The organism is Salinibacter sp. 10B, from assembly GCF_002954405.1.
GTDB lineage: Bacteria > Bacteroidota > Rhodothermia > Rhodothermales > Salinibacteraceae > Salinibacter.
On record NZ_MQWC01000004.1, the window covers coordinates 3,459,384 to 3,484,602 of the forward strand.

Consider the following 25,219-nt stretch of genomic DNA (forward strand, 5'->3'; position numbering starts at 1 on the left):
CGAGTTCTAAACGTCCAATTTACTGGTCATCTCCGTATACTGGAAACTCCTCTTTTCTGGAGCCGATCCTGCTCTGACGTTCTCATCGGGCGGATATTCCCCCTCCAGATGCCTTTTGAGGAGGGAGTGGAGATATCGGCACATGCGTTGTATACTCACAGCGGTACACAATGCCGGTTGGTTGCGTGTCCCGTCTGACAATGTGCCCCGGACTGTTCGAACGGACAGGAATTTTGAGGGACGGATGGAGGCAACGAGCTTCGGGAAGGCTCCCATTCTTCATTCGGGGGCCTCGGGGCGGATCGTTTTTATCTTTCGGTTATTCGCAGAAACACGCGCGGCCCCTGAGGCTACTTTAGCAGGGAGGGTATTTTGAGTGGGCCTGCACGACTCCGTCGTACATTCCCATGCTCGTCCGAGCCATCCGTTGATTTTCAGGTGCCGTCGGGGTCGATGGGGCCTTAAAGGGGATGCGGCGGGACCGCGAAGAGCCAAAGCGACTATAGAACGTACCCGTTGAGATCGATGAGCAGGCTCATCAAGCGTTCTTCCTACCCTTTTTCTTCGAGTAGAGTGCTTCGACATCCATGACTGCAACCGTCCAAACCAACATGCGAACACACATAACCCGCTGGGCCGCTGCGGCCCTCACCGTTGCCCTCATTGGGGGCATTGGACCTGTCTCGGCCCTTGCCCAGAACGGAGGCGGCAGCTCTTCGGGGTCGGGCGCTGCCAAGAAGGAGAAGATTCAGCAATTGAAGAAGTCGTTCCGCTCGGGGCTTCAGGCGGCCAAGGCCAACGAGTCCACCCAGGCATACACCCAGCTCGAGCAGGCGCTTCAGCTGGCACAGGACATCGGTCATGATGGGGCGACCACCAAGATTACCGGCTACCTCCAGAAGCTTCCGAAGAACTGGGGAAACACTGCCATCGAGAATGAGAACTGGGGGCAGGCCCTCACCCACTTTGAAAAGGGAGCGAAGTATGCCCAGGACGATGCCTACATGTACTACGGGAAAGGGCTTGCGCTCGTGAACATGGACAGTACCCAGTCGGGACTGAAGACGCTTCGGCAGGCGATCGAGGTTGGGAATCGGACTGGAAATACCCGGGTGTCCGACCTTGCGACGTCTCGCATCCGAGACGAGTTCTTAGCCAAGGCGTCCAAGGCGCTCAATGCGCAGAACCCGACGACCGCGCAGGCGGATACGGCGCTGGCGACTCTCGACCGGATGGGAGAGTACGTGGAGCCGAACGCCTCGTCCATGTACTACCGGTCGCGCGCGCTCTTCGAGAAGCAGCAATTCCAGCAGGCGATTGATGCGGCTGAGCAGGGGCTCGACATGCACCAGGGCAGCCGGAGCGATGCGGCCAAGTACCACTTCATTGTGGCGGAGTCCCAGATGAAGCTTGGCAGCAAAGAGACGGCGTGCCAGCGGTTCGAGCAGGCGTCCTTCGGAGACTACAAGGCGCGGGCGGAGCACTACCTCAAGAACGATTGTCAGTAGTCTCCAATCGCCCGGTCCGGTCGGCTGGATCCAACGTAGCAACAGGGCCTGTGCCTCCAGTCCGGAGGGACAGGCCCTTTGTTGTTGACGGCCTACCTACCGGACAGTTTGCTCAGAGCACCGAAAAATCTTCTCCAGCCGTCGCTCCAGACCCCGATCTAGGCCATCTAGATGGCCAGAGCCTATCTGACCTACGAATTTATAGGCTCCAAATCAAGTTTGGACATCTCGGATGTCCAGGAGTGACGTTAGGGAACCGGGAAATCGTTGGTGCACTTTTGAGCAGTTTCGCTCATAGGTAGCGATCTCGAAAGAAAGATCAGCGGAATCGCCAGAGATTTTTCGGTGCCCACAACCGCGAAATTGAAAAGTGTCCGGTAGCTAGGTTGACGGCATGAATAGACGCGCGAGGGACACGTGTACTTGCCAGTCACAGATTGGACGGACGGGGCCGCACGCGACGACGAACGGCGATGCACGACGCCGGCTAGTCTTGGCTTTCCTTGAGGGCGCGTTGTGTGAGCTCGTCGGCAGATTGAATGCCGGCATCGTCGCGGAGGACGGCCCGGATGGCACGCTCGGCATCCGCCTTGCTGAGCCCAAGTTCGGTGAGGGCCTTCAAGGCATCGGCGCGCGCCTCGGCCCGGGCCTGAGAGCCGCCGCTGATGGGAGAGGAGTCTTCAAATACATCCAGGTCCGCAAAGCTGTCGCGGAGCTCCACGACGAGCCGATTTGCCGTCTTGCTGCCCACGCCTGAGATTTCGGTGAGGCGGCTCGTGTTCTCATCCATGACGTGATCGCGCAGCTCAGACGGCTGCATTGACGAGAGCGCCGAGAGCGCTAGTTTGGGGCCCACTCGCGACACGTCGGTCATCGTCTCGAAAACCTTGAGTTCAGCCTTCGTGGCGAAGCCGTAGAGCGCCTCCTTGTCCTCGCGAAGGTAGTGATAGGTGTGGAGGGTCACGTCCTCGTCGGTTTCGGGCAGGCGCTTGTATGTGGAGGTCGGCACATGGACACGATAGCCGAGGCCGCTGACGTCCACGAGGGCGGTCTCAGGGGTTTTGTCGACGAGTGTGCCGGAGACGTAAGCGATCATTACGGGTGTGCGTGTGGAAGTGTGTGGGTCTGTAAGGTTGAACGTAAGGAAGGGGTAAGCCCGAAGGAGTACAGCTTCACATTACACGTACACACCTTCCGGGCAATTTAGCGAGGAAGAGGCCGTTCAGAGGCGAGAGCTTCACCGGCCTCCCGGTCCCACTGCATGACGATCGGAATGCGGCGGCCGATCCCGAACGCCTTCTCCGTGACGCGGAGGCCGGGCGGGGCCTGACGACGCTTGTACTCGTTCCGGTCCACCAGTCGGAGCACGTCCCGCACGAGATCCTCGTCGAGGCCGGTTTCGCCGACGATGGTGCCCAGCTCCTTCTTCTTTTCGACGTAGCGCTCCAGAATGGCGTCGAGGGTTTCGTACGGAGGCAGCGAGTCGGTGTCCTTCTGATTCTTCCGCAGCTCGGCACTCGGCGGTTTGTCGATGGTGTTCTGAGGAATGACGTCCGTGTCGGCCCGCTCGTTGATGTAGTGGGCGAGCTTGTAGACGCGCGTTTTGAGCACGTCGCTAAGCACGGCCACACCGCCGTTCGTGTCGCCGTAGAGGGTGACGTAGCCCACGGCCATTTCGCTCTTGTTGCCGGTGGAGAGAAGGAGGTGCCCAAACTTGTTTGAGAGGGCCATCAGTGTTACGCCGCGGGCGCGGGACTGAATGTTCTCCTCGGCCACGCCCGGCTCCGTGTCGGCAAATTCGTCGGCGAGCATCGTGTCGAAGGCGTCGACGGCCGGCTTGATCGGGATCTCCTTGAACTCGATGCCGAGGTTGTGGGTCAGAGCTTCTGAGTCGGTAATGGAGCCCTCCGATGAGATTTCGGACGGCATGGTGACGCCGACGACACGATCGGGGCCCAGGGCGGCGGTGGCCAGAGCGCAGGTGACCGCCGAGTCGATGCCGCCGGAAAGTCCAACCAGTGCCTTGTCGAAGATCCCGGTCTTTTCGTAATAGTCGCGGATGCCGAGGACCAGAGCGTCATGCAGATCGGCGATCGGGTCCCGCTCGGTTCGGCAAGGGGACACGGGGGCGTCAGTATCCCAGAAGAGTAGGTCTTCCTCGAAGGAGGCGGCGCACTCCACCTGCGTGCCGTCGGCAGTGTGGATGCGGCTGTCGCCGTCGTAGATGATTTCAGTGTTGGCACCTACCTGATTGCAGAGGAGGAAGGGGCGCTCGTGGCGGCGGCAGATGTGCTTCACGAGATCGTCGCGCACCGCGTGCTTGCCGATGGAGAACGGCGATGCGCTGAGGTTGATGAAGAGGTCGGGGTCGCACGCGCCAATTTCCGCCACTGGATCGCACTCGTAGCGGTGGTTGCCTGCGTAGCCTTCGGGACGGTGAACATTCCACATGTCTTCACACACGTGTACCCCGAGCCGCAGTCCGCGCCACTCGATCACGCGCCGTTCCTCTGCGGGCTCGAAATAGCGGTCCTCGTCGAAGATGTCGTACGTCGGGAGCAGGGTTTTGGCAACGTGGTCCTGCACCTGTCCGTTTTCGAGGAGAAGCGCGGCGTTGTAGAGCGGTTTTCCGAACTGGTCGGGATTGGGCACGGGGGCCCCCAGTAGTACCCCAAGATCGGACGGGAGCTCCTGTGCAATCCGATCCACAGTTTGCTGCGCCGCCTTCCGAAAGAATGGATTCTCCAGCAGGTCCTGAGGGGGGTACCCGGTCACCGAAAGCTCCGGAAAGACGACGAGGTCGGCGCCCTGGTCGTGTGCCTGCCGGGCGTAGCGAAGAAGGAGTTGTCGGTTGCCGTCCAGGTCCCCGATGGTGGGGTTGATCTGGGCGAGGGCGATCTTCATAGGTGCAAGTGGGAAAGAAGTCGGCGCGAGCAGAACGAGTATCACACACGCCCGGTGTCGTCAGTGCGTTCCGGAGAAGACGATCGATCTACCGGGGGGGCAACATTCGACTGCAAGAGCCTCCGATTCAGTGCAGAAGGGGACAAGCGTCATGAGGACTCCTTTCCAGGGCCAGAGCCTGGGGAGGTCATTCTCACAGTTGCGGAAGTCCCGTTCCGGAATGCGCTAGTGACGTTATATTGCGGGTCGTCGTGTGTATCGAGAAAAACGGACCCCCGACGATGGCCCATGAGCCAAATCATGACGATCCAGATCATGACAATCCAGATCGTCACGATCGCCAATCGATTCGGCTGCCGGAACACGATTACCGGTTGCCCGGAGCGTATTTTGGAACCACGTGCACCGCCGACCGACAGTGTCTATTCGGTACGGTAGAGAATGGGCGGATGCGGTTAAACGATTACGGTCGAAGTGCTGCGGAGAAATGGCAACGGACGGAATCGGGGCGGGATCGGGTCGTCGTAGATACGTTCATCGTGGTGCCAAATCATACTCACGGCGTCATTGTCATCACGGAACCACGGCCGATACGGAGACCGATTCCACCGATCAATCACCGTCTGTATCCGACGATGATGCCGGAAATACACATGGGTAGGGCTCATCGCCGATGAGCCCCTACTACCATGGTGAAAAACCGGACCGAACGTTCGGTGGGGCCATTGCCGGGTCGTTGTCGACCATCATGCGCCAGTTCAAATCGATGGTGACGAAACGCATCAACCGATTGTGGGACACATCAGGGGCCGACGTGTGGCAACGACATTTCTACGGACGGCGGACGAACTGGATCGGATCTGGCGATACATTCGCCGAAACCTGGCCCAATGGCATCGGGAGCGGAATCGTCCCTCCGAGAGGTGAGGGGGACATGAGCGGGACAGCCGACGGGAGAAGATTATGCCTTCCCCGTATCTACGTCTCTCAGCAATGCCGGGTCGAGAGCGGGAGCCTCCGGCGAGGCGTGCAGGACGGACACGTCGCCCGTCGATTCCATCACGACGGCTCGCACCTGCTCTAGCTGTGTGACGTTGGCCTCGCGAAGTTTGGCCCGCAGGTCGGCTTCCGTCATGTTTGCCCGGCGTAGATTGCCGGACAGCACTGTGGAGCCGTTCATGAGCAGGAGCGGCGTATTGTCGAGGAGACCGGTGACGCCGGGGAGGCGTTTTCGAAGGTTTCCAACCACGAACTGGAGCCCGAAGAGCGTGCCCAGAGCGACGGCCCCCTCCAGCAGCGTGGGTTTTTGCCAGAGCGTGACGCTGGCCAGCACCGACCCGATGGCGATGGTAATTGCGAAATCGAATCCGCTCATTTTCGAAAAGCTGCGGAGTCCGACCAGCCGGGTGTAGAGGATGAGCAGAACATACAGCGCGACCGCGGAGAGGATCACCATGAGGGCCGCGTCGCCCTTTGCCCAAATCCAGGTCCAGTCCATCATGTGTGCGTGCGGTTCAACGAAGGAGACACAGGAGTGCGAACCGGCACAAGATCCGGTTTCTGAGCCCAACCTCGGCACGGTCTCGGGGTTTCCGGGTGATTGGTAGAACGTTATTTCAGCCGTGTGGCTGTGTCTACCTATCGGGAAGCCTGTGTGGCAATCCCGGAGTTTAATTCCCAGCCATGACAACGATTTGTAGTGCCGTTGGACTTCAACGGCGCTACGGATGCCGCTTCATTCAACGCAGGAACGGACGTTTTCCTCTCCTGCGAAGGCAGGGACTCTTCGTACCTGAAGTCTACAACTGGACTTCGTATTCCCTGATAGAAACAAAAAATACCCGACTTCCACAGTGGGAAGCCGGGCAGGTACTCAACAGTCGCGACTAGCAGTCACGCGCTTTGAAGAGGAAGGAATTTGTCTTCTACACCGCCTCCCCCGTTTCCACCTCTTCGAGTTGGACGCCCTTCAGTCCCATCGCGTCGTACGTCGCACCCTCAAAGGCATCGATCTCCGACTGCACTTCATCCATGATCTCCTTCGGCCCCTTCGTGTAGTTCATCTCCACCCCGAGCTTTTGGGCGATCTCCGGAAGGAGTTCCCAACTGGGCTTGCAGTTGATCTTGTTCTCATCGTTGTGCCAGCGGTCGAATGGCGTGCCGTGCTCGTCCTCCCGATTGGTGCCCATCTCCATCATGAGGGTGCGGTTCACGCCCTGGATCTCCTTTGCGGGACGCACGCGCTGAGCCCGGCCGTCCTGGTTGACGTAGGTGCCCACCGTCTCCACCACCATGGCGGCAGGGAGGGCCGCCGTGGCATGGGGCAGGGTCTCGTTCGTCGTATTGTAGTAGTGCAGAACCACGTCTACGTCCTGGGTCTTCAGGGCCTCGGCGGTGCAGAGACCGGAGCCGACCGGGTCGTCTTCCAGTACGTAGACGAGGTCGTACTTCCCCTTCTCGATGCGCGAGCCCACTAGCTCCTCATCGATCGGCTGAATGCCGAGGCGCTCACAGCCCTGAGCGTTGGGCGTCTTGTCGTCCGTGATGAGCCAGTCGTCGCCCGCCCCTGGTTCAAGGTGGGGGATGTAGCGCGGGGGCTCAGCACCCACCGCCTCCGCGAGCTGCTTGAGCAGGTAGTTGTCCTCAACAGTCGCGTGAGCGGAGCCGAGGAAGAGGGTGCGCTCCGGGTCAGCGCTGCCAAGAAGGGAGGCGACCTTAGCGAAGGCCTGGTCCCATTGGGCGCCCTTCAGCGTGTCGCTGGTACGGATGTGGGGGCCATCCGGACGGTTGTCGTTGAACTTGTTATAGACGAGCCGGTCCTCGTCCGGCAGCCAGTGCTCGTTCACCGCCATGTTCTGCCGCGGCGTGATGCGGAGCACCTGATTGTCGCGCACCCAGTAGTGGCAGTTGGCGCCCGTCGCGTTGGTCGTCGTGATCGACGGGGTGGAGCTCATCTCCCAGATTCGCGCCTTGAAGCGGAAGTCCGTGGCCGTGAGTGCGCCGACCGGGCAGATGTCGATCGTGTTCATCGAGTACGGGTCGTCGAACGTCTCGCCCGGCGCCGTCATCGGATAGTTCTTAACGCCCCGGTTCGTGATCGTGAGCTGACCACTCTCCGACACTTCATCGGTAAAGCGCGTGCAGCGTGTGCAGTTGATGCAGCGCTCGGCGTCGAGCGTCACGCGCGGCCCCAGCTTTACGCGCTTGGGCTTGTGCACCTTCCGAAACTCAAAGCGCGAGCCCTCCGGCCCGTACTTGTAGGCCTGGATCTGGAGCGGGCAGTGCCCGGCCTGATCGCAGATGGGGCAGTCGAGCGGGTGGTTGGCTAGGAGGAACTCCAGATTGTCCGTCTGCGCATCGCGCACCTCCTCGCTGGAGCGGTGGGTTTGGACGACCATGCCGTCGGCCAGGTCGATTGTGCAGCTGGCCTGCAATCCCGGCATGTACTGGATTTCCGGCTCGCCGTCCTCGTTGAGCTCCACCTCCCCGGTTTCGCGGTCCTTCTTCGGCATGCCTACCTTCACGAGGCATTGCCGGCAGTTGGCCGGGATGGACATGGCGGGGTGGTAGCAGAAGTGCGGCAGTTCAATGCCCTGGTTCAGGCAGAACTGCAAGAGCTTCTGCTCGCCCTCATATTCGTACGTCGTTCCGTCGATGGTGACGATTGGCATGTCGGCGGTAAGCGTTAGGCGTTCAGCGTTTGCGTTGGGGCGTCAGTCCGCTCCGGTTCGGCGAGGCAGGCGCATAGAGGAAATTTCCCGAGGGCGCCGTCAAGTCACTCGTGTTCGTCGTCGAAGGAGACATCTAAATAAATCTCGGAGATGGGGAGCGCCGCGTCAAGGGAGGGCAGATCAATTTCTGCGTCAAGTCCGTCGGTTTCGGTAAAGCGCCAGCTCCCGTCGTCCTGCCGCACGTAGTGCTCGACGTGGGGACGATCCTGGGCCACGAGGAGGTATTCCTGGAGGGAGTCGAGCTGTCGGTAGCGGGCAAATTTTTCGCCGCGGTCGTAGTCCATCGTCGAGGGGGAGAGCACCTCAAAGACTACGGCTGGGTTGTATAGAAGGTCGCACCGATTAGGATCGAGGGCAGGTTCTCCGCAGACGACTACGAGATCGGGGTACGCGTATCGATCCGTCTCGGGAAAGGGAACGAGGATGTCTCGGGAGGCAGTGCGACATTCCGTCTCCTTGAGTAGAAGCCCGAGTTCACGATCGAGGTTGGACGTAATTGCGCTGTGAGACCAAGTTGCGGCAGCAGCCATGCTAATGAGCCATCCATTGACGTATTCGTGCCGTTCCTCGCTTTTTCGCTCGCGTTCAAGGTACTCGGTCGTTGACACCGGTTCGTCGTTGACGACGCGATGGGAAAGGGACGGAGGCGGAGCTGGACGAGTTGCAGTAGCCATACCCCGATCTTATTGGTCGAGAGTCCGGTTCTACAACCTGTACGGGCGTCACCTGCACACCGTTCGCCGTGAGGCGGAGCGTGTCGTTCTCAGCGCGCAGCGTGCCGGTGGGCGACGGCGGGGGGCGGAATGACGTCGACAGCGTCCATGCGTGTCTCGTAGGTCCGTTATGCTTCCGGGAGGATCTCGATAGAATTGCTGCAGCCGCCAAGGAGAGGAGGGAGGACTGTCAGAAGCACAGGAGGGTCCCCATTTGAAGACGGATCATGCTATTTCTGCGGTTGGTGCGTCGGGGGATTCGGGCGCGTCGTCAAACTGGTGCAATAGGGCGTAGAGTTGTTCGAGCTTGGCATTGTGGACGAGCCGACGGATGCCGATTCCGGCCCCAGGGAGCACCATGAACATGAACCCGGATGCGAAGTCCAGCCCGGCCCATCCGAGTTGCACGCTGGCAATCAAAAGTGCGACAGCGGCAATCATCACGGTGAGGAGGGCCCACAGCCACCACTGGTCTCGACGGAGGATTTCCAGGCGATCGGTGACGAACGAGGAGGGATAGGGCTCGTCCCAGGAGGTGCGCTGCTCGTAGGTCAGGCGGTCGTACTCGCCGAGGTCGTTGAGGGCCTCCACGATGGAGTCACGAGCGTCACGCATCGGGCCAAGGGGCGGTTTTACGCTGAGCGGAGATCACGATAGGAAGACCTTGCCAGGAAGGCAACGTCAGTGTGTCGAGGTCTCGGCTCCTTCCGAATGGAGGTCGACCTGCTTCAGAAGGTCGTAGAGCTGCAGTGCCCGTATCTGATCTTCGGCCCACGGGTCGGTGAAGAGCGAGGTGACTGCGAACATACACCCGAATCCAAACAAAATCCAGACAAGACATTCGGAATGGGCCAGCCTGCGATTCCTAGGCCGCCGGTAACCCCGACCAGAAGCATGAGGACGAGGAGGGGGGGCAATCGCAGTCGCCACCGTAGACGCTTGGATCGGTTCCCGATGGCCTCAGGGGGATAGGATTCGTCGGCTCCCCAGACATCCGCCATTTTTGCGCGCTCGCCCAGGGCATCGAGCGCCTGCACGATGTCGTCGCGCGTCAGGGCGTCGGAATGGCGTAGAAAGTCGGTTTTGCTTCTCGTGTGGTGCGGGTGCTACTCCGTCGCCGCCACCGCCGACTGCGCCCCGCCTGACACCTCGGCACTCACGGGGTGGACCGACGGCTTGCACTTCGCTTCGAAGTCCTCGCGGAAGCGCTGCACGGTGTAGCGAACGGGCCAGGAGGCTGCGTCGGCAAACGCACAGATCGTGCGGCCCTCCATCTGGTCGCAGAGGTCGAGCAGGAGGTCGAGGTCGCGCATGTTGCCCTCGCCCTGATCGATGCGGGTGACGAGGTTTTCGAGCCAGCCGGTGCCCTCGCGACACGGCGTGCACTGGCCGCAGCTTTCGTCCTGGAAGAAGTGCGTCACGCGCCGGAGCCAGGACACCATGTCGGTGTCCTCGTCGAGGATCAGCATGCCGCCGGTGCCAAACATCGTCCCGGCCTCGTTCAGGCTGTTGGAGTTCATGGTGACGCCCTCGGCCCAGTCGCCCGGAATCGGTGCGGTAGAGGCCCCGCCCGGAATGATGGCCTTGATGTCTTTTCCGCCGCGCACACCGCCGGCCACCTCGTGGATAAGGTCGGACATGAGCATCCCAGTGGGGTACTCGTAGACGCCGGGGCGATTGACGTGGCCCGAAATGCCATAGAGGACGGGACCCGGGTGGTCCTCAGCGCCCGTGTTGGCGAACCAGTCCGGGCCCTTGTCCATGATGAGCGGGACGTTGGCCAGCGTCTCCACGTTGTTGATGGTCGTAGGGCAGCCGAAGATTCCCTTTTGGGCGGGAAACGGCGGCTTGTAGCGCGGATAGCCCCGCTTGCCTTCGACGCTCTCCATGAGGCTGGTTTCCTCCCCGCAGATGTAGGCACCGGCGCCCTTGTGAAGCACAATCTCCATCGAGAAGTCCGAGCCCATGATGTTTTCGCCGACGTAGCCCTTCTCGTAGGCTTGCTCGAGCTGGGTGGCCATGTGTGTGATCCAGTCGGCGTACTCGCCCCGCACGTAGACGTAGCAGGTATCAATCTGGAGGGCATAGCCCGCGATCAGAATGCCCTCAAACATGAGGTGCGGGTTGTACTCCAGAATCTGCCGGTCCTTGAACGTTCCGGGCTCGCTCTCGTCGGCGTTGCAGGCAAGGTAGCGTGGACGCTCGTCCGGCTCCGGCATGAAACTCCACTTCATTCCTGTGGAGAAGGCCGCGCCGCCCCGTCCGCGCAGGCCCGACTGCTTCACCGCATCGGTCACGTCGCCGGGCTCCATGTCGCTATCGTCGAGCACGCGGCGGAGTTGGTCGTACCCACCGTTCTCCTCGTAGACCTCCAGTTTGTGGAGATCCTGAATGGGGGGGAGGAGCACCCGGTCGTACGAGCGCCAGTCACCGGCCTTGGACGTGGGGGCACCGTCGGTCGCTTCCATGATTACGTAGGGTTATGAAGCAATGCAGGGGAGATCGTCGAGGCTCCAGTAGAGCCGAAAATGTTAGGCAGAATCCTGAGTCGCGGTCGCCGCCTCCGTAGCAGTCTCCGCTTCGTGGCCCAGGGCACGGAGGGCCTTATAGGTCTGGAGCTGGTGATGCCATCGAAGGTACATGTGCACGGCCCAGCCCATCTGGGCGGCAGCAAAGAGGCAGGCCAGGGCCACCGGACTGAGAAACTCAAGAACCGTAAAGCGTTCCGTTGCCTGGTAGTAGTGGTAGAATGCCGTCGTCGGGAGGGCCACCGAGAGAAGACCCATCGTGATGCCGAGGGCCCAGACCCACTTTCGGGCCTCGCGGAGCGAGCGCACCTTGCGAGTCGCGAACGTTGCCCAGTCCGGCCCATGCAACTGAGCCTTCTCGTCCTCCGAGAGTCCCCCCAAGCTGTCAATCAGCACCTCACGGGCCGACGGCGTTTGTGGAGAAGGCATGGGGGAAAGAGGCCATAGTAGTGAAGGGGAGGCCACGAGTACACCTCGGGACCGATGCGCAGGGGCACTATTCCATATGCTCCGCGCGTGGCTGCGTCTCGTAGGTGGTCGTCTTCTCCACGTCGGTGCGCCGGTTGCCGTCCATCTCGTCCTCATCCTGCGGGAGCGTGACGGACGTGAATTCCGGGACTTCGCCCGCCCGCAAGCTCTCAATCAGGTCGTCAATCTTCTCAGGCGTAAGCTGGTGCACGTAGACCCCATTCGAGACCTCCAGCATGGGGGCCGAGCCGCAAGCGCCAAGACACTCTGCCGCCTGCACGGTGAACATGCCGTCGTCGGTCGTCTCGCCGGCGTGCACGTCCAGCTTCTCTTCCAGGTAGTGCAGAATGTCGTAGCCACCGCACACCTGGCACGTGAAGCAGGTGCAGACGTCGAGCACGTAGTTCCCCTTCTCCTCCTTGTAGTACTGGTGGTAGAAGGTGGCCACGCCGTAGGCCTGCGAGAACGTCATGTCCAGCGTCTCCCCGCAGAACTTGATGACCTCCGGCGGCAGGTAGCCGTACTTTTCCTGGGCCAACCAGAGGACCTTCATGATTGCACCCTGGTCCTCCGGATACTGGTCCTTCCAGGCCTCGATCTGTTCCTGTTCCTCCTCGGTCCACACGAGCTCATCATCGGAAAACTCCGGCTCCGGGTCCTGGTCCGGGAGTTCGACGATGGGCTTCTGAATATCAAACTTGGACATTTGCGAATGTCGAGTTTCGAATGTCGAATTTGGTGCGGTGTCGATGGACGAGCACATTCGCCATTCGACACTCGCAAATCGAAATTGTGCTATTTGTCGGCTTCGCCCATGACGGGGTCTAGCGAACCGATGATGATGACGGTGTCCGCCACCAGGGAGCCCTCCATAATGTACTCCATGGCTTGCAGGTTGGTGAAGGAGGGCGAATTCATGCGCACGCGCCAGGGTCGTCCAGTGCCGTCGGACGTGAGGTAGAAGCCAAGCTCACCCTTCGGTCCCTCCACGGCGTGGTAGGAGTGTGCGCCCTTCGGCGGCACAGTGCCCACGTCCGTGTACATGAAGTCGTGAATCATGCCCTCCATGGAGTAATAGACTTCCTCCTTCGACGGATACGCCTCCTTCGCGTCGTCGGAGCGAATGGGTCCCTCCGTCATGCGGTCGAGGCACTGATTGATGATGCGGACGCTCTGCTTCATTTCATCGAGGCGCAGGAAGTATCGCGCCAGGCAGTCGCCCTCTTCGCGGACCGGGATGGTGAAGTCCACCTCATCGTACTTGAGGTACGGCTCGAAACGACGCACGTCGTACGGCACGCCGGAGCCGCGAAGGTTGGGGCCGGTGACGCCGAGTTCCAGCGCCTCCTCCTTCGTGATGCGCCCCACATCCTTGTTGCGCTCCACCCAAATGCGGTTGCGGTTGAGGAGGGTCTCCCAGCCGTCCACCTCGTCGAGGAACGAGTCGGTGAAGTCCTCGATCATTTCGATGGCTCGGGCCGACAGGTCGTTGGCCACCCCGCCGATCCGACTGTGGCTTACCGTGAAGCGCGCGCCGGCGACCTCGTCCATGATGGCATAGATCTCCTCCCGTTGCTGGAAGGTCCAGAGAAACCCGGACACGGCCCCGGCGTCCATCATGCCCACGCCCAGCCACAGACAGTGGGAGGAGATGCGAGCCAGCTCGCTCATGATCATCCGGATCCACTGGGCCCGCTCCGGCACCTCGATTCCGGCCAGCTTCTCCACCGCCAGGCACCACGCCACATTGTTGGAGTAGGGCGCCAGGTAGTCCATGCGGTCGGTGTACGGCATGAACTCCTGGTACGTCTTGTGCTCCGCGAGCTTTTCGATGCCGCGGTGCAGGTAGCCGATGTCGAGCACCGACTTCTCCACGGTTTCGCCATCGAGCTTCACGACGCAACGCAGCACCCCATGCGTAGCCGGATGCTGCGGGCCGATGTTGAGGATCATCTCATTTTCCAGCGGATCCATCTCCGCCTTCTGGGTGACGGGCAGGTCGCCGTCGCCCTGCGCGGCCTGCTTCTCCTCCAGCCATGCGTGTTTGCTTTCGAGGCGCTCGTAGATTTTTTCGTTGTGCTTCGGCCAGAACCGAAAACGGTCGCCAAAGTCGAGCCCCGGGAAATCTGGTGCTTGGGCCATGGTGCGTTGTGCGTTAGAGGGTTGAGGGTTGAGCGTTCTGTCGCTGAACGGTCAACCACTCATTCAGAATCTTGATCGACGGGGGGTTCCTCGTAGCTCTTGCGCGGCTGCGACCCGCGGGCGGCGGCAAAGGGGTCCATCGTGAGATCGCCGTCCGGCGTCTGCGGGGGCAGTGGAAGAGATCCCGGCACGCCCAGCTGCGGAAATTCCTTACGGAGCGGATGATACTCGAAGTCCTCGGGCATGTACATGCGCCGGGGATCCGGGTGGTCGACGAATTCGAACCCGAACATGTCGTAGGCCTCTCGCTCGTTCCAGTTGGCGGCCCGGTAAATATCCGTTACGCTCGGCACGCGCATGTCATTTTCGTCCACGCGCACCTTGAGCCGGATGCGCTTCTGCCGCTCCACGCTCACGATGTTGTAGAAGACCTCAAACCGGTCCTCGTCGGTAAAGCGGTCGATGCCGCCCAGGTCCACGAAATACTCGAAGTTCTGGTCCTCCTTCAGGAAGCGGCAGATGTCCTGGATCCGTTCCTTTTCGACGTAGACCGTGTCCTCATTGGCATAGCGCTCCACGTCAAGAATGGCCTCGCCAAATTCGGTGCGGAGAGCGTCAATGACCTCGGGGACCCGCGTGGTATCGTGCGCATGCGGGTTCTCCGTTTCCTGCTCGGGGCGAGGCTCGTCGGAGGGCGTATACTCGAAACGAAGCTCCTCGGGATCGTTGGGCTCCGAGGCGCGCGGATCGTCAGGGTTGCTCATAAGCGTCCGGCGTCTGAGGGGTCACGAGTGCAGAGCGAAGCGAAGAGGGTTAGGCGACCGCCGGTTCTGCCGAGGCGTCCTCGGAGTCTTCGTCGGCCGACCCTTGGGGGAAGTCGAACGCGTGACTCGGCGCCTTTGGCTTTTCAAGCTGGCCAGGGAATTTGCTGCTGTTCTCCGGAATAAGGGGCGTCTGCTGGGCGGCTTCGCCGTGGCTGTAGTCCTTTACCACGGAATACTCGTTGCGAATCTTCTCCTGGATGTCCAGAAGGGCATGCAGGACCGCTTCCGGACGCGGCGGGCAGCCGGAGATGTAGACGTCGACGGGGAGGAAGTTGTCCACACCTTGTACAACGCCGTAGCAGCGATGCATGCCGCCCGTAGAGGCACAGGCCCCCATAGCGACACACCACTTCGGGTCCGCCATCTGGTCCCACACGCGACGGATGGCGTGGCTCATCTTGTAGGAGCACCAGCCGGCCACGATCATGAGGTCGGCCTGGCGGGGCGAAAATCGCATCGCCTCGCTGCCGAAGCGGGCGGAGTCGTACTTCGGCCCCGCAAAGCCCATCATTTCGATGGCACAACAGGCCAGGCCCATCGGCATGGGCATGAGGGAGTTGGACCGCGCCCAGTTCAAAATGGCGTCGACCCGAGTCGTAAAGAAGCCTTGTCCGTTGCTTGCGCTGGATCCAGCCATGAGGGTGTGTAGGCAGTTCGGAGGGAGAAAGCAGTCGGCGGCATCAATCCAGTAGATTGATCCACGCCGCGTTAAATGCCGAGGTTTGGGCCCCTGTTTCACCCCCCATTGGGAAATGCACGCGACCGTTGAATTCCTCTGGGTCCGTGCAGCCAAAATTCGCACATCGGAGCGTGCCCGTCGCTATTGCTCGAAGTCGAGCCCGCCCTTCTTGATGTCGTAGACCAGTCCCACCAGCAGAATGATTGCGAAGAGGGAGATGACGGCGACCACCCCGAGGCCGGCGCCACTATCGATGAAGTTGTGGAAGCTCGCCGCCCAGGGCCACATAAAGACGACCTCCACGTCAAAGACGATGAAGATCATCGCCACGAGATAAAACTTGACCGAGTATCGCTCGTGGGCGCTGCCAACCGGGTCCATGCCGCTCTCGTAGGGCATTGTTTTCGTGCCGCTCGGGCGGCTGGGGCCGACGTACGCGGCGGCGGCCAGCAGGGTGAGTGCCAGCCCGGTGGCCAGCGCAATCATCAGAAAAAGGGGCACAAACTCTCCAAACATGGGCCGGTTGGCATCGGTCGCAAAAGAGTGGCGGGGCCGCCTGTACGGTCCGAATCGACAGACGGTTGGGGACAAATACGGTACGGATTACCCCCCGCGAATGCAACGACGCGCTGGGCCTGCGCCCCAAAAAGTGGATGAAGTGCTGGGAAATGGCGGCCGCGAACGTGTCGCGGGGGCTGCTTGTGGGAGGGAGGCGCCCGATGCCGTGCAGGTCGCCCCGGCGAGGGCCATACGTCTCCCTTCCCCGGCCGCGAAGGAACGGAGGCGCGTCCGGAAGGCAGCCCGAAGGCACGCCTACGGCAACTCGTACGTGAGGCGTCCCATCATCATACGTCCCAACGGCGGCGCCCCGACAAACTCCCGATGTCGATTGTTGAGGATGTTCTTCCCCGTAACGGTGAGGCTTAGCCCCGGTACCGTGGGAATGTTGTAAGCGAGCCGGACGTCGAGAAGAGTGTAGGGGGCGACCGTGCCGACATACGGTCCCGACCGTACAGGGAATCCATCGACATAATGCACTGTGCTTCCGATGGAGACGCCAGCAGGCAGGCCATAGTCGAATCCCCCCTTTACCTTCAGCGACGGGGCATTCAGGGCCAGGTTGAGGCTGGTGTTGGTCTCATCCAGCTCTTCATTGCTGAAGAAATCGTCGCTCACGTAGGAGACGGTGCCAAAGGTGGTGAACGTTTCCGTGATATCGACCTCAAGGGAGGCGTCGAGGCCCCAGTACTCTACCTCACCGAAGTTGCGATAGGTAAGGAGGGCGCCGACCTGGTTGGAGGGGGGCGAGCCGGGGAGAATCGGCTGGTCGGGCTGCACGACGCCCGAAGGGGTTTGGGCAAAGGTCCCCGTTAGAAGGTCGAGCGCTCGCTGCCGAGAGAGATCGGAGACGGAGAGGAACTGCTGAAAGGCCTGAGATACTGTTGGGGAGTTTGCAAGCTTTTGCTGAAGGTCGGACGAGATGAATTGTGGGGCAAGGTAGGCGAGGGGAGACTCTACCCGCAGGGGACCCACAAAATCTTCCTTTCGCTCGTAGTATCCGTCGAGGGTCAGGCGGATGCGATCAGCAATCGTTCCTCGGTATCCGGCCTCAAAAGTTTCCGTGGTCGTTTGCTTCAGGGGCTCAATGTCGGTCGGGCCCTCAACGGCTCGATATCCCATTTCGCTGTCGTTAGGGATGCCGAGTCGGACGCCTGCTTCCTGCGTGGGCGGCGATGTGAGTTGCGATGCTGGCGTGACGTCGGCTACGGCCCGAAGCAGCTGGGCGTAGGATTGCTGGGCCTGTGAAGACAGGTCGGCAAGCGGCTCCGTCAGTGATCCCGCTCCGCTGAGCCGGGACGAAAAATCTTGCGCGGTCGCTCCGTAGACCGGCTTCACCGGATATTTCGAGAGAGACACCGGCTTTCCAAATGCACCGGGCAAGAAAAAGCGGACCGTGCGCTGGGTACGGAAATTGTCGAAGCTGAAGCCGTCGGCGGCGCCGAGGCCCCGAAACGCGAGTTCTCGGTTGCCGCCGAGACTGCGCCGTTGGGCGGATACGTCCAGAAACAGTGAGTTGACGCCAGGCGAGGAGAAGGCCTGATTGTAGCTTGTTCGGAGCGAGTGGTTTTCCCCCACGTTTACGACGAGTGCTGCCCGTGGGGAGAGTTGCACTTCCTTCACGACGTTGTTGTAGTCGGCCCGGCCCGCAAGGGTAAGGGAAAGCGGGGCCCACAGGTCCGTAGTCGTCTGCAGGTATCCCCCGTATTCATTGATGTCGTCGCGGCCTTCGTTGCGGCCCAGGACCGTTCCCTCCGTGCGGGGGCGCGTGAGATTGACGTCGGAGCCGGTAACCACCTGTGTGTTGAGAGCGTCGAGCCCAAAGTTGTACTGCATTTGTCCCGTCCACAGGAGCCCCTTGTCGGTTGTGGCACGACCGCTGCCCAAAACGTAGGTGTCTGCCGTCGAGTGATTTTGGTTCAGGTAAGCCTGTGCAAAGAAGTTGCCGGCCTCAAAGCGAACCTGGCCGTAGCTGGTGCCAAACCCGTCGGTCTGCAGCGTGCCAATGCCCGACTGCAACGTGCTTGTTAGGGACGAGTACCCGCCGCTTAGGGTGAGGTCGGTCTCGTCCCCGAAGCGGTACGTCATCATGCCGTTCAGATTGTATTTGAAATACAAGTCCTTGCGGCGTAATTGGGCTTCCTGTTGTTGGTCGTCGTCAAAGTCCCCCGTCGTGTGGTTACGGTCCACGAGGGCCGGGGCATTCGGGTCCTGATAGATTCGGTAGCGTGCAATCTCGGCCGCATCCTGAGGGTGATTGGGATTTAGGTCCCACTCGTTGGTGCGGCTAAACTGCGCCGTTACCTTGTAGCCCACATGATCGCCAAGAATTCCAGCCTGGCGTGTCTGAGCGTTAAAGAAGGCACGCGACCCACCTGCGACTGAGAGTGCAGTTCCCGGGCTCTGAAATGGCTCCTTCGTAAAGAAATGGATCACTCCGTTATCGACGCCGGGACCGTAAAGCGCCGAGCCAGGTCCCCGTACCACCTCCACCCGGCTCAGGTCCAGAGGAATGCTTGGCATGATGCTGTACGTATTTACGCCGAGGGAAGGAGTTGAGGATTCTCGGTAATCGGTAAGCACGTGGACACCACTGGAGAAGGCCTCATTGAAGCCGCGCAGGGCCACCTCCCGCCGGTCCACTCCGGTTTGGGCCATGTCAACCCCGGGGACACTCCGGAGGGCTTCAACCGACGAGGTGGTCACCTCGCGGCGGATCTGCTCCGGCTGCAAAACAGTGATAGAGGCGGGGGCGTCGAGCACTTTCTCTTGCTGGCGCGACGCTGACACCACCACCGTTTCGAGACTTTCGGTCTCAATCTCCAGCTCTACCTGCACGTCGCGGGACTCGCCGGCCTCTAGGGTGAGAGGGATCTGGCGCTCCTTGTAGCCGATAAATCGGACCTCAATTACAAACTTTCCCGGGGGGAGGCCGGTGATCTGAAAATTTCCGTTTGCATCTGTTGTGGTTCCTCGCGCGACCTCGGCCGTACTCACATCTCGGAGCATGACCGTCGTTCCCACGAGGGGCGCCTCGTCTCGAGCATCGACCACCGTTCCGGTGAGAGTCGCAGGTTGCCCCTGCGCCGGAAGAGCGGCGAAAAGCAACAGAAGACTGACGGAGAGGAGGCAGACGGGTCCCTGTGAGGGGAAGACATCGGGAATAGCCATTGTTGATCTGCGGTCGGTCCAAAGGAATTGGCGGAGAAGGTGCTGCCTTTAGCCCGACTCCCATGACCTTGCACATCTTCTATGGTAAGCGCGAGACCAAAGAACGGAAGTCCAGTCGGGCTCGCGATATGGGAGCGAACTGCAGAACATGAGATGCTACGGCCCGAGCCGTGACCTCTCGATTTGACTCTCTAGGACTCGGAAGAATCGGATCTGTTCATAAATACAATTAGAAAAAGAGTGATAAGATGTCAATAGTCAAATGTCTTAAAATAGAGCAATATTTCTTTCTTTTTCATGGTGTCTTTTAAGGTTGTACTGAAGGAGAGTAATATTGTGGGTAGGGGGATGCATGGGAGAGACGGGATGAAATGAGGCACCTTACGATGGGAAGTGAAGAGTAATCATCTCGTGCAGCATTTCGCTTTGGACGCCCCCTTAGTGGGGGTCGCGCTAAGTAATAGGGAGCGGGCGAATGAGGTGATCGTCGCGAGAGATGGCTAAAAATCAGCTCTGAAGACTACCGGCGAAAACCATACTTTCATCACGAGAAGACCGATTAGGGACGGTCGTGTCTAAACCCGATGTCATTTCAGAAAGAGCGAAATGTCCGTCGATTGTCCGGTCCGTAGGTGGGGCCTTCTTTTAAACGGTAATCGAGCGTTTGAGCACGCGCACCCCTTTCTGATTTTTAGAGACTGTTTTGATTTCCCACGATGACAGTTCAGGCAGAGCGCGACGACTGCAGATCGTCGGGATCCAACAGGGGCTCCTTCTGAGCAACGGACGGTCCTCCAATTCCTGCGAAATATCTCGTCGCTTCTCAAACCCGCTCAAAAATCAAAATAGTCTCTTAGACCGGCTATCGATCAAAACAGTCTCCGGGAGCTGGATCTGATGTTTTTGTAGAAGGCACGTGGGAAGGGGAAGAGAAGTGAAAAGCTACGGTAACTCGTAGGTGAGGCGAACGATGATCTGACGACCCACTGCAGGGGCTCCCACAAACTCTCGATGGTCGCTGTCGAGCGCGTTTTTCGCGGTTACGTCGATTCGGAGGCCGGGCACAGGCGCTAGACGATAGCTCGCCCGCACGTCCAGCAGGGAATAGGCATCGACGTTCCCGACGTACGGTCCCCACCGCACGGGGAACGGGTCGACGTACTGCGCCGTGACGCCCACCGAGAAGCCGGCCGCCCAGCCGTAGTCGATGCCGCCCTTGATGGAGGAAGAGGGGGCGTTCAGGGCCACGGGCGGCGTGGCGTCATTCGCGCCGGAAAACCGGTCGTCGGTGACGAGCGAAACGTTGGCAAAGGCAGAGACTGTTTCTGTCGGGGAGACCGAGATCGAGGCGTCGAGCCCGCTGTAGTGGATCCGTTCGACGATGTCGTACGAACGATTCTCGCCGTTGCGGGACGGCGTTAGTACGTTCTGCTTCCACTCGTAGTAGCCGTCGAGGTGCACGCGGATCCGATCGGCAAAGGTGCCCTTGTATCCGAACTCGATTGTCTGGGTCGTCAGGGATGCGTCGGGATTCACGTCGAAGCGCCCGGTGACGAAGAGGGGATCGGTGCCCGGATGTGACACTGACCGGGTGTACCCGGCGCGGAGGGAGTGTTGCGATGCCAGGTCGTAGACGAGCGTCGCGCGGGGAGTGAATGAGGTGTTCTTTGCCAGGTCGTTGTAGTCGACGCGGCTGCCGAGCGTCAGCGTCAGGGGAGGAGCCACCTCGGTGGTGGTCTGGAGATAGGTGCCGTAGCGGCCAACCGTCTCCTGCGGGAAAGGAGAGGCATCGGTCGTCGGACGGGTTACATCGAAGTCGACACCGCCGAGCAGTTGCGTGTTGAGACCCAGTTCTCCGCTGTCGTATTGCGCCTGTCCGGTCCACCGTGTCCCCTCGTTGAGCACCGTCTCGCCGGCATCGAGGCGGTAGGCCTCGCCGAGATCAAGATTTCGGTTCAATCCCACGCTTGCAGAAAAGGCAGCGGCGTCGAGCTGCAACTGCGTGTAGGTATAGCTGAGATCGTTCGCCTGGAGAGTGCCGATGCCAGTCTGTAGCGGACTGGTAAGGGACGCAAAGCCGCCCCGAAGCGAGAGCTGCGTGTCGTCCGGAAAGCGGTAGGTGAGCCGGCCGTTTGTGTTAAAAGTGCGGTAGAGATCGTCACGTCGGAGCTGGCGGTCCTTCGTGAGACGACCTGATGGAATCGGCTCGTTCGGGCTGTACCTTCGGTAGCGACTCACTTCCGCTGCATCTTTCGAGTTGGTGGAGTCAAGCATCCACTCGTCCGCTCGGCTGAACTGGCCCGTAAACTTGTAGCCCACCGTGCCGCCGATCACACCGGCCTGTCGGAACTGAACGTCGACGAACGACTGCGAGCCTCCGGCTACCGAAAGCGAGGTGCCCGGCGCTCGGAACGGGTCGCGAGTAAAAAACTGGACGAGGCCGCCGCCTGCTTCCGGGCCGTAGAGGGGCGTGGCGGGGCCGCGCACCACCTCAATCCGACTCAGGTCGTGTGGCATGATCGACATGGGGCCGAACGCGTGAGCGCCGAGGAGCGGAAACTCCGCCGGACGGTCGTCCACGCGGATATGGGGAGAGCCGGAAAAGGGAGGGGCGAAGCCACGGAGGGATAGCGTGCGTCGGTCAATCCCTGTTTGGGCAACATGCACCCCGGCTGTCGGGCGCAGGGCCTCGATGGGGGAAGATGCACCTTCCTGTCGGATGACCTCCGGCGTGAGGACTGAAATAGAGGCAGGCACCTCCAACGCTCGTTCCGGCCGCCGCGTCGCCGACAGCACGATGGACTCGTAGCTTGCGCCGCTTGGGGACAGCGTAACCGTCACGTCCTTCGACTCGCCCGCTTCCAGCAGTACGGGGCGCCGGTGTTCTGTATAGCCGAGCAGCTGCACCTCCAGAACATATTGGCCGCGGGGCGGATCGGCGAGTTGGAACGTGCCGTCCCGGTCTGTCGATGTCTCCCGAAGAACGTTCGGGGACTCGACGGCGCGAAGGGTCACCTCCGCTCCCATAAGGGGACGTTCGCTGCCAGCCTCGACGACGGTGCCCGTGAGGACAGGAGACGGTTGGGCGAAGCTGGGGATGGGCCCGAGGCCGAGCAGCGTCCCGAGAAGTCCCACAATCAGCCATTCAACAGAGCCACGAACAGGCACTCTGACGACGCTGAATGTCATGACGAGGAGGCAACATCACGTTGTGCAACCTCACCGAGAACAGGAGGATGTAACGACTAGCCCCGACACATCCGTTCCCCGCAGTTCTGCGATGTTGTCCCCTTTATTGTTCAGACGGAAGCGTTTCTCGGAGGACGCGGACGACATTTCCGCTCATGATCTTCTGAATCTCGTTCGGGGAGAAGCCCGCGTCTAAAAGAGCCTCAGTGAGATAGGGCAGACCCGCCGCATCGAAAGGGACCGAGACCGTGCCGTCGAAGTCGGTGCCGAGCGCCACGTGCTCTACGCCCACGAGGTCGGCCACGTGGCGCATGGCCCGAGCGGTGGCGGCCGGGCTGTCACCACAGACGGCTCGCTCCCAAATGCCGATACCAATGAGACCGCCTTGCTTGGCAATGGCCTTGATGTGGCGGTCGCTCAGGTTGCGCGGGCTGTCACAGGTGCCGCGCACGCCGGTGTGCGAGACCACAACCGGCTCCTCGGTTCGAACCAGAACGTCGTCAATGAGGGCCTCAGAGGCGTGGGCGAGGTCGAGGATCACGTTCTGATTCTTCAGCCGGCCAAGTACGTCTTCGCCAAAATCGGTGAGGCCGCCCGTTTTTAGACCGGTACTCGACCCGCCGAGAGCGTTGTCGAACAGGTGCGTGAGGCTCATCATGCAGTATCCGGCCTCCACGAGGGTATCCACGTTTGTGGCGTCGCCTTCTAGTGCATGCAGCCCCTCCACGGCGAGCAGTGTCCCGAGCACCTCCGGGGTTTCGGACCGGCGGTCCAGGGTTTGATTGAGGTCGGCCTGCGTGCGAATGAGCGTGAGCTGCTCGTCCCGTTCCAGGGCGCGGTGGAGCTTCCGGGCCTGATAGAGGGCCCGGTCCAGGCGGCTCGTCCAGGTGCGCGGTGGCCAGCGCTGTGCTGCCGCGAGAAATGGGATCTGGTCGAGCGACGAGGCATCGGTGCCCGCGTAGCTTCGGCCCTGAGGCACCTGCGTGACGGCAGCAAACACCTGGAGGCCAACGTTGCCGTCACGGAGGCGAGGCACGTCCGTATGTCCGCGGTCGTATCGGGTCAGCGGATCGCGGGGCCATAGGAGAAGGTCGTTGTGCAGGTCGGCCACCATGGTTGTGTCGTGCACGGCCTGAGCGCGGTCGGACACGGGCGCGGAGGGGGCATCGGGCTTCTTGTTGAATCGGGCGTCCGCAATGGGAGCGGCAATGGTGAAGTAGCCAACCACGGCGAGGACGAGGAATCCGCTGATGGCGTACAGCACAAGACGAAGCATTGGGGGACGGCAGTCGGTCGTGGTGAGAGGAAAGACGAGGACAGGGGGAAGTGCAAAGAGAGGGGGCGGAGGGGAGGTGTCTCTGGTGTGCATCTCGGACTGACATCATCCGGGCAACGTAATCAAATTCATATCCTCCGTACGATCTCCTGCTTGAAATCTCATCTTAATTTTGGGATCCTCCTTCGTCGAACATTTTGCAGTCAATAGGCCCATTTTCCATGAGCGACGATTCGTTTTCCGAGTCCATCCGATTTTCGGCTACGGCGGCCGTGTCGGGGCTCGTCATGATGGCCATTCTGGTTGTGGGCGGCTACTACCTGTACCGGTGGGCCGCACCCCGATACGAAGAAGTACAGCGCCAGACGTACGAAGAAAGCCGACAGCACGTGGAGGGAACGGTTCAGGACCTGATGCGCTACCGCGTGAAGTATCAGTCTGCCGAGTCTGATCACAAGTCGGCCATCCGACAGCTGGTGCTGCGTCGAGCACGTGATCTGGACTCGTCGGACATGCCCACGAACCTTCGCCAGTGGGTGGACAGTCTTCGAGGGCGCCAACCGGCCCCATAGATTTCATTTCCTGTTGTATCTATTTGCGTTGAGTTTTCCATGTATACAGTACTCCGCCTCGTTCTGTCCGTCGGATTGCTTTTCGTGCTTTCAGGGTGTGGCGAAACGGCGACCGAGAAGGCCAGTGAGGACGTGCAACAGCTGGCTCAGCGCCTGTACTCCGAGATCGGGACACCTGAGATCAATAACTTTCAGGAGTACAAGTTTGCAAAGCAGATCATGGAGATGCGGGACGAGCGCATCACGACCTACACGTACCATGTGGACCGGAACGGCAACCGGCACTTCATCTGCAAGTCTATTGGGTATGGCCTGCCGTACTCGACCCAGCTCACCAATCCCAAGCAGTTCCAGAGCAACTTTGGGGATGCGTACGGCAAGCTTCCGCAGCGCGAGCCCAACGGCTTGTATATGCCCGACAACGTAAACGCCACCTGGATTTTGTGTTCGGACGGGGACGGGGGCATAGAACCCGTGTACAGCGAACCCAAGCTCTTTGTCTCACCCGTTCCGATCGATAGCCTGGCCGGGCGGTAGTGGGCGCGGATGTTCAGTGAGAGGGAACGAGACGGGACGGGAGGGCAACTCGTCGCGCAAATCCTCCAATTCGTCGTACACCCTCGAACGGGACACAGTCAACGTGCGTGTCTCTTCTCGACGCAGCACAGGGCGTACCCTCGCCGGCGGCACTGCCGGCGGGTGCAACCTTTTCGCGAACCCCCCTGTCTGCTACACATGCGTTCGGGCCAATCCCAAGAACGGCTCGACGCTCACGTTCGTGTCCATGAACCCAATCCGCATTAGAAGTTATGACTGACCACACGACCGAGTCCACGTCCTTCCGTCCGTCCTTTGACACCGATCAGCTCCGACCGGCAGTGCTGCTGGCCGGCATTCAGGTGATTGTGGCCCTGCTCTCGGCCGTTCTGCTCACCAACGGTGTGCTGGCGTAGGGC

Annotated in this window: 21 protein-coding genes; 4 read left to right on the forward strand and 17 right to left on the reverse strand. The window is 60.7% G+C overall.

Going from position 1 to position 25,219, the window contains the following annotated elements; all coding sequences use genetic code 11:
• Positions 1–611 precede the first annotated feature (611 nt).
• Complete coding sequence (locus tag BSZ35_RS14110; protein WP_146110114.1) at positions 612–1,508, forward strand: hypothetical protein; 897 nt, start codon at positions 612–614, stop codon at positions 1,506–1,508.
• A gap of 487 nt (positions 1,509–1,995) precedes the next feature.
• Here the strand turns inward: BSZ35_RS14110 and ruvA are convergent, their stop codons facing one another.
• From ruvA to BSZ35_RS14190, 17 genes are all read right to left on the reverse strand, one after another.
• A complete protein-coding gene (gene ruvA / locus BSZ35_RS14115; RefSeq protein WP_105013045.1) occupies positions 1,996–2,604 on the reverse strand; it encodes a Holliday junction branch migration protein RuvA in 609 nt (202 codons plus the stop codon).
• Positions 2,605–2,711: 107 nt separating this feature from the next.
• On the reverse strand, positions 2,712–4,412 hold the full coding sequence (locus BSZ35_RS14120; protein WP_105013046.1) for an NAD+ synthase: 1,701 nt from the start codon (positions 4,410–4,412) through the stop codon (positions 2,712–2,714).
• Positions 4,413–5,373: 961 nt separating this feature from the next.
• The gene (locus tag BSZ35_RS14125) at positions 5,374–5,913 is read right to left on the reverse strand and encodes a YetF domain-containing protein (protein WP_258096514.1); all 540 of its coding nucleotides are present in this window, start codon (positions 5,911–5,913) and stop codon (positions 5,374–5,376) included.
• Between the two features lie 424 nt (positions 5,914–6,337).
• Positions 6,338–8,083 carry a molybdopterin-dependent oxidoreductase gene (locus BSZ35_RS14130; RefSeq protein WP_105013047.1) on the reverse strand — a complete coding sequence of 582 codons (1,746 nt, stop codon included), beginning with the start codon at positions 8,081–8,083 and terminating at the stop codon, positions 6,338–6,340.
• Positions 8,084–8,187: 104 nt separating this feature from the next.
• Positions 8,188–8,817: a Uma2 family endonuclease gene (locus tag BSZ35_RS14135; protein WP_105013048.1), complete on the reverse strand. Its 630-nt coding sequence runs from the start codon at positions 8,815–8,817 to the stop codon at positions 8,188–8,190.
• Positions 8,818–9,081: 264 nt separating this feature from the next.
• The gene (locus BSZ35_RS14140; protein ID WP_105013049.1) at positions 9,082–9,471 is read right to left on the reverse strand and encodes a hypothetical protein; all 390 of its coding nucleotides are present in this window, start codon (positions 9,469–9,471) and stop codon (positions 9,082–9,084) included.
• Between the two features lie 66 nt (positions 9,472–9,537).
• Positions 9,538–9,663 carry a hypothetical protein gene (locus BSZ35_RS19940; RefSeq protein WP_258096518.1) on the reverse strand — a complete coding sequence of 42 codons (126 nt, stop codon included), beginning with the start codon at positions 9,661–9,663 and terminating at the stop codon, positions 9,538–9,540.
• Positions 9,664–9,962: 299 nt separating this feature from the next.
• Entirely contained in the window at positions 9,963–11,324 is a 1,362-nt protein-coding gene (gene nuoF / locus BSZ35_RS14145) for an NADH-quinone oxidoreductase subunit NuoF (protein WP_105013050.1), read from the reverse strand.
• Positions 11,325–11,387: 63 nt separating this feature from the next.
• Positions 11,388–11,813 carry a hypothetical protein gene (locus BSZ35_RS14150; RefSeq protein WP_146110115.1) on the reverse strand — a complete coding sequence of 142 codons (426 nt, stop codon included), beginning with the start codon at positions 11,811–11,813 and terminating at the stop codon, positions 11,388–11,390.
• A 67-nt stretch (positions 11,814–11,880) separates the two neighbouring features.
• Positions 11,881–12,558 carry an NAD(P)H-dependent oxidoreductase subunit E gene (locus tag BSZ35_RS14155; protein ID WP_105013052.1) on the reverse strand — a complete coding sequence of 226 codons (678 nt, stop codon included), beginning with the start codon at positions 12,556–12,558 and terminating at the stop codon, positions 11,881–11,883.
• Positions 12,559–12,647: 89 nt separating this feature from the next.
• Positions 12,648–13,994 (reverse strand): NADH dehydrogenase (quinone) subunit D, encoded by a 1,347-nt coding sequence (nuoD, locus tag BSZ35_RS14160; RefSeq protein WP_105013053.1) that lies wholly within the window; start codon positions 13,992–13,994, stop codon positions 12,648–12,650.
• A gap of 59 nt (positions 13,995–14,053) precedes the next feature.
• Positions 14,054–14,758, reverse strand: a complete 705-nt coding sequence (locus tag BSZ35_RS14165; protein ID WP_105013054.1) for an NADH-quinone oxidoreductase subunit C — start codon at positions 14,756–14,758, stop codon at positions 14,054–14,056.
• A gap of 49 nt (positions 14,759–14,807) precedes the next feature.
• Positions 14,808–15,455 (reverse strand): NADH-quinone oxidoreductase subunit B, encoded by a 648-nt coding sequence (locus BSZ35_RS14170; protein ID WP_105013055.1) that lies wholly within the window; start codon positions 15,453–15,455, stop codon positions 14,808–14,810.
• Positions 15,456–15,638: 183 nt separating this feature from the next.
• Complete coding sequence (locus BSZ35_RS14175; RefSeq protein ID WP_105013056.1) at positions 15,639–16,013, reverse strand: NADH-quinone oxidoreductase subunit A; 375 nt, start codon at positions 16,011–16,013, stop codon at positions 15,639–15,641.
• Between the two features lie 297 nt (positions 16,014–16,310).
• Positions 16,311–19,226 carry a TonB-dependent receptor gene (locus BSZ35_RS14180; RefSeq protein ID WP_105013057.1) on the reverse strand — a complete coding sequence of 972 codons (2,916 nt, stop codon included), beginning with the start codon at positions 19,224–19,226 and terminating at the stop codon, positions 16,311–16,313.
• A 942-nt stretch (positions 19,227–20,168) separates the two neighbouring features.
• A complete protein-coding gene (locus BSZ35_RS14185; RefSeq protein ID WP_181149346.1) occupies positions 20,169–22,394 on the reverse strand; it encodes a TonB-dependent receptor in 2,226 nt (741 codons plus the stop codon).
• 124 nt (positions 22,395–22,518) lie between these two features.
• Positions 22,519–23,691 (reverse strand): membrane dipeptidase, encoded by a 1,173-nt coding sequence (locus tag BSZ35_RS14190; RefSeq protein ID WP_105013059.1) that lies wholly within the window; start codon positions 23,689–23,691, stop codon positions 22,519–22,521.
• Between the two features lie 221 nt (positions 23,692–23,912).
• Here BSZ35_RS14190 and BSZ35_RS14195 point away from each other — a divergent pair, with 221 nt between their 5' ends.
• The 3 genes from BSZ35_RS14195 (at position 23,913) to BSZ35_RS19600 (ending at position 25,216) form a co-directional block, all read left to right on the forward strand.
• Positions 23,913–24,263 (forward strand): hypothetical protein, encoded by a 351-nt coding sequence (locus tag BSZ35_RS14195; RefSeq protein WP_105013060.1) that lies wholly within the window; start codon positions 23,913–23,915, stop codon positions 24,261–24,263.
• A 39-nt stretch (positions 24,264–24,302) separates the two neighbouring features.
• Positions 24,303–24,800 (forward strand): hypothetical protein, encoded by a 498-nt coding sequence (locus BSZ35_RS14200; RefSeq protein WP_105013061.1) that lies wholly within the window; start codon positions 24,303–24,305, stop codon positions 24,798–24,800.
• Positions 24,801–25,072: 272 nt separating this feature from the next.
• Entirely contained in the window at positions 25,073–25,216 is a 144-nt protein-coding gene (locus tag BSZ35_RS19600; RefSeq protein WP_181149347.1) for a hypothetical protein, read from the forward strand.
• Positions 25,217–25,219: the final 3 nt, after the last annotated feature.

What these genes read in the sequence shown, in the direction of transcription:
- BSZ35_RS14110 (WP_146110114.1), top strand. Translation starts at nt 612, where the DNA reads ATGCGAACACACATAACCCGCTGGGCCGCTGCGGCCCTCACCGTTGCC.
- ruvA (WP_105013045.1), bottom strand. Translation starts at nt 2,604, where the DNA reads ATGATCGCTTACGTCTCCGGCACACTCGTCGACAAAACCCCTGAGACC.
- BSZ35_RS14120 (WP_105013046.1), bottom strand. Translation starts at nt 4,412, where the DNA reads ATGAAGATCGCCCTCGCCCAGATCAACCCCACCATCGGGGACCTGGAC.
- BSZ35_RS14125 (WP_258096514.1), bottom strand. Translation starts at nt 5,913, where the DNA reads ATGATGGACTGGACCTGGATTTGGGCAAAGGGCGACGCGGCCCTCATG.
- BSZ35_RS14130 (WP_105013047.1), bottom strand. Translation starts at nt 8,083, where the DNA reads ATGCCAATCGTCACCATCGACGGAACGACGTACGAATATGAGGGCGAG.
- BSZ35_RS14135 (WP_105013048.1), bottom strand. Translation starts at nt 8,817, where the DNA reads ATGGCTACTGCAACTCGTCCAGCTCCGCCTCCGTCCCTTTCCCATCGC.
- BSZ35_RS14140 (WP_105013049.1), bottom strand. Translation starts at nt 9,471, where the DNA reads ATGCGTGACGCTCGTGACTCCATCGTGGAGGCCCTCAACGACCTCGGC.
- BSZ35_RS19940 (WP_258096518.1), bottom strand. Translation starts at nt 9,663, where the DNA reads ATGTTCGCAGTCACCTCGCTCTTCACCGACCCGTGGGCCGAAGATCAG.
- nuoF (WP_105013050.1), bottom strand. Translation starts at nt 11,324, where the DNA reads ATGGAAGCGACCGACGGTGCCCCCACGTCCAAGGCCGGTGACTGGCGC.
- BSZ35_RS14150 (WP_146110115.1), bottom strand. Translation starts at nt 11,813, where the DNA reads ATGCCTTCTCCACAAACGCCGTCGGCCCGTGAGGTGCTGATTGACAGC.
- BSZ35_RS14155 (WP_105013052.1), bottom strand. Translation starts at nt 12,558, where the DNA reads ATGTCCAAGTTTGATATTCAGAAGCCCATCGTCGAACTCCCGGACCAG.
- nuoD (WP_105013053.1), bottom strand. Translation starts at nt 13,994, where the DNA reads ATGGCCCAAGCACCAGATTTCCCGGGGCTCGACTTTGGCGACCGTTTT.
- BSZ35_RS14165 (WP_105013054.1), bottom strand. Translation starts at nt 14,758, where the DNA reads ATGAGCAACCCTGACGATCCGCGCGCCTCGGAGCCCAACGATCCCGAG.
- BSZ35_RS14170 (WP_105013055.1), bottom strand. Translation starts at nt 15,455, where the DNA reads ATGGCTGGATCCAGCGCAAGCAACGGACAAGGCTTCTTTACGACTCGG.
- BSZ35_RS14175 (WP_105013056.1), bottom strand. Translation starts at nt 16,013, where the DNA reads ATGTTTGGAGAGTTTGTGCCCCTTTTTCTGATGATTGCGCTGGCCACC.
- BSZ35_RS14180 (WP_105013057.1), bottom strand. Translation starts at nt 19,226, where the DNA reads ATGGCTATTCCCGATGTCTTCCCCTCACAGGGACCCGTCTGCCTCCTC.
- BSZ35_RS14190 (WP_105013059.1), bottom strand. Translation starts at nt 23,691, where the DNA reads ATGCTTCGTCTTGTGCTGTACGCCATCAGCGGATTCCTCGTCCTCGCC.
- BSZ35_RS14195 (WP_105013060.1), top strand. Translation starts at nt 23,913, where the DNA reads ATGAGCGACGATTCGTTTTCCGAGTCCATCCGATTTTCGGCTACGGCG.
- BSZ35_RS14200 (WP_105013061.1), top strand. Translation starts at nt 24,303, where the DNA reads ATGTATACAGTACTCCGCCTCGTTCTGTCCGTCGGATTGCTTTTCGTG.
- BSZ35_RS19600 (WP_181149347.1), top strand. Translation starts at nt 25,073, where the DNA reads ATGACTGACCACACGACCGAGTCCACGTCCTTCCGTCCGTCCTTTGAC.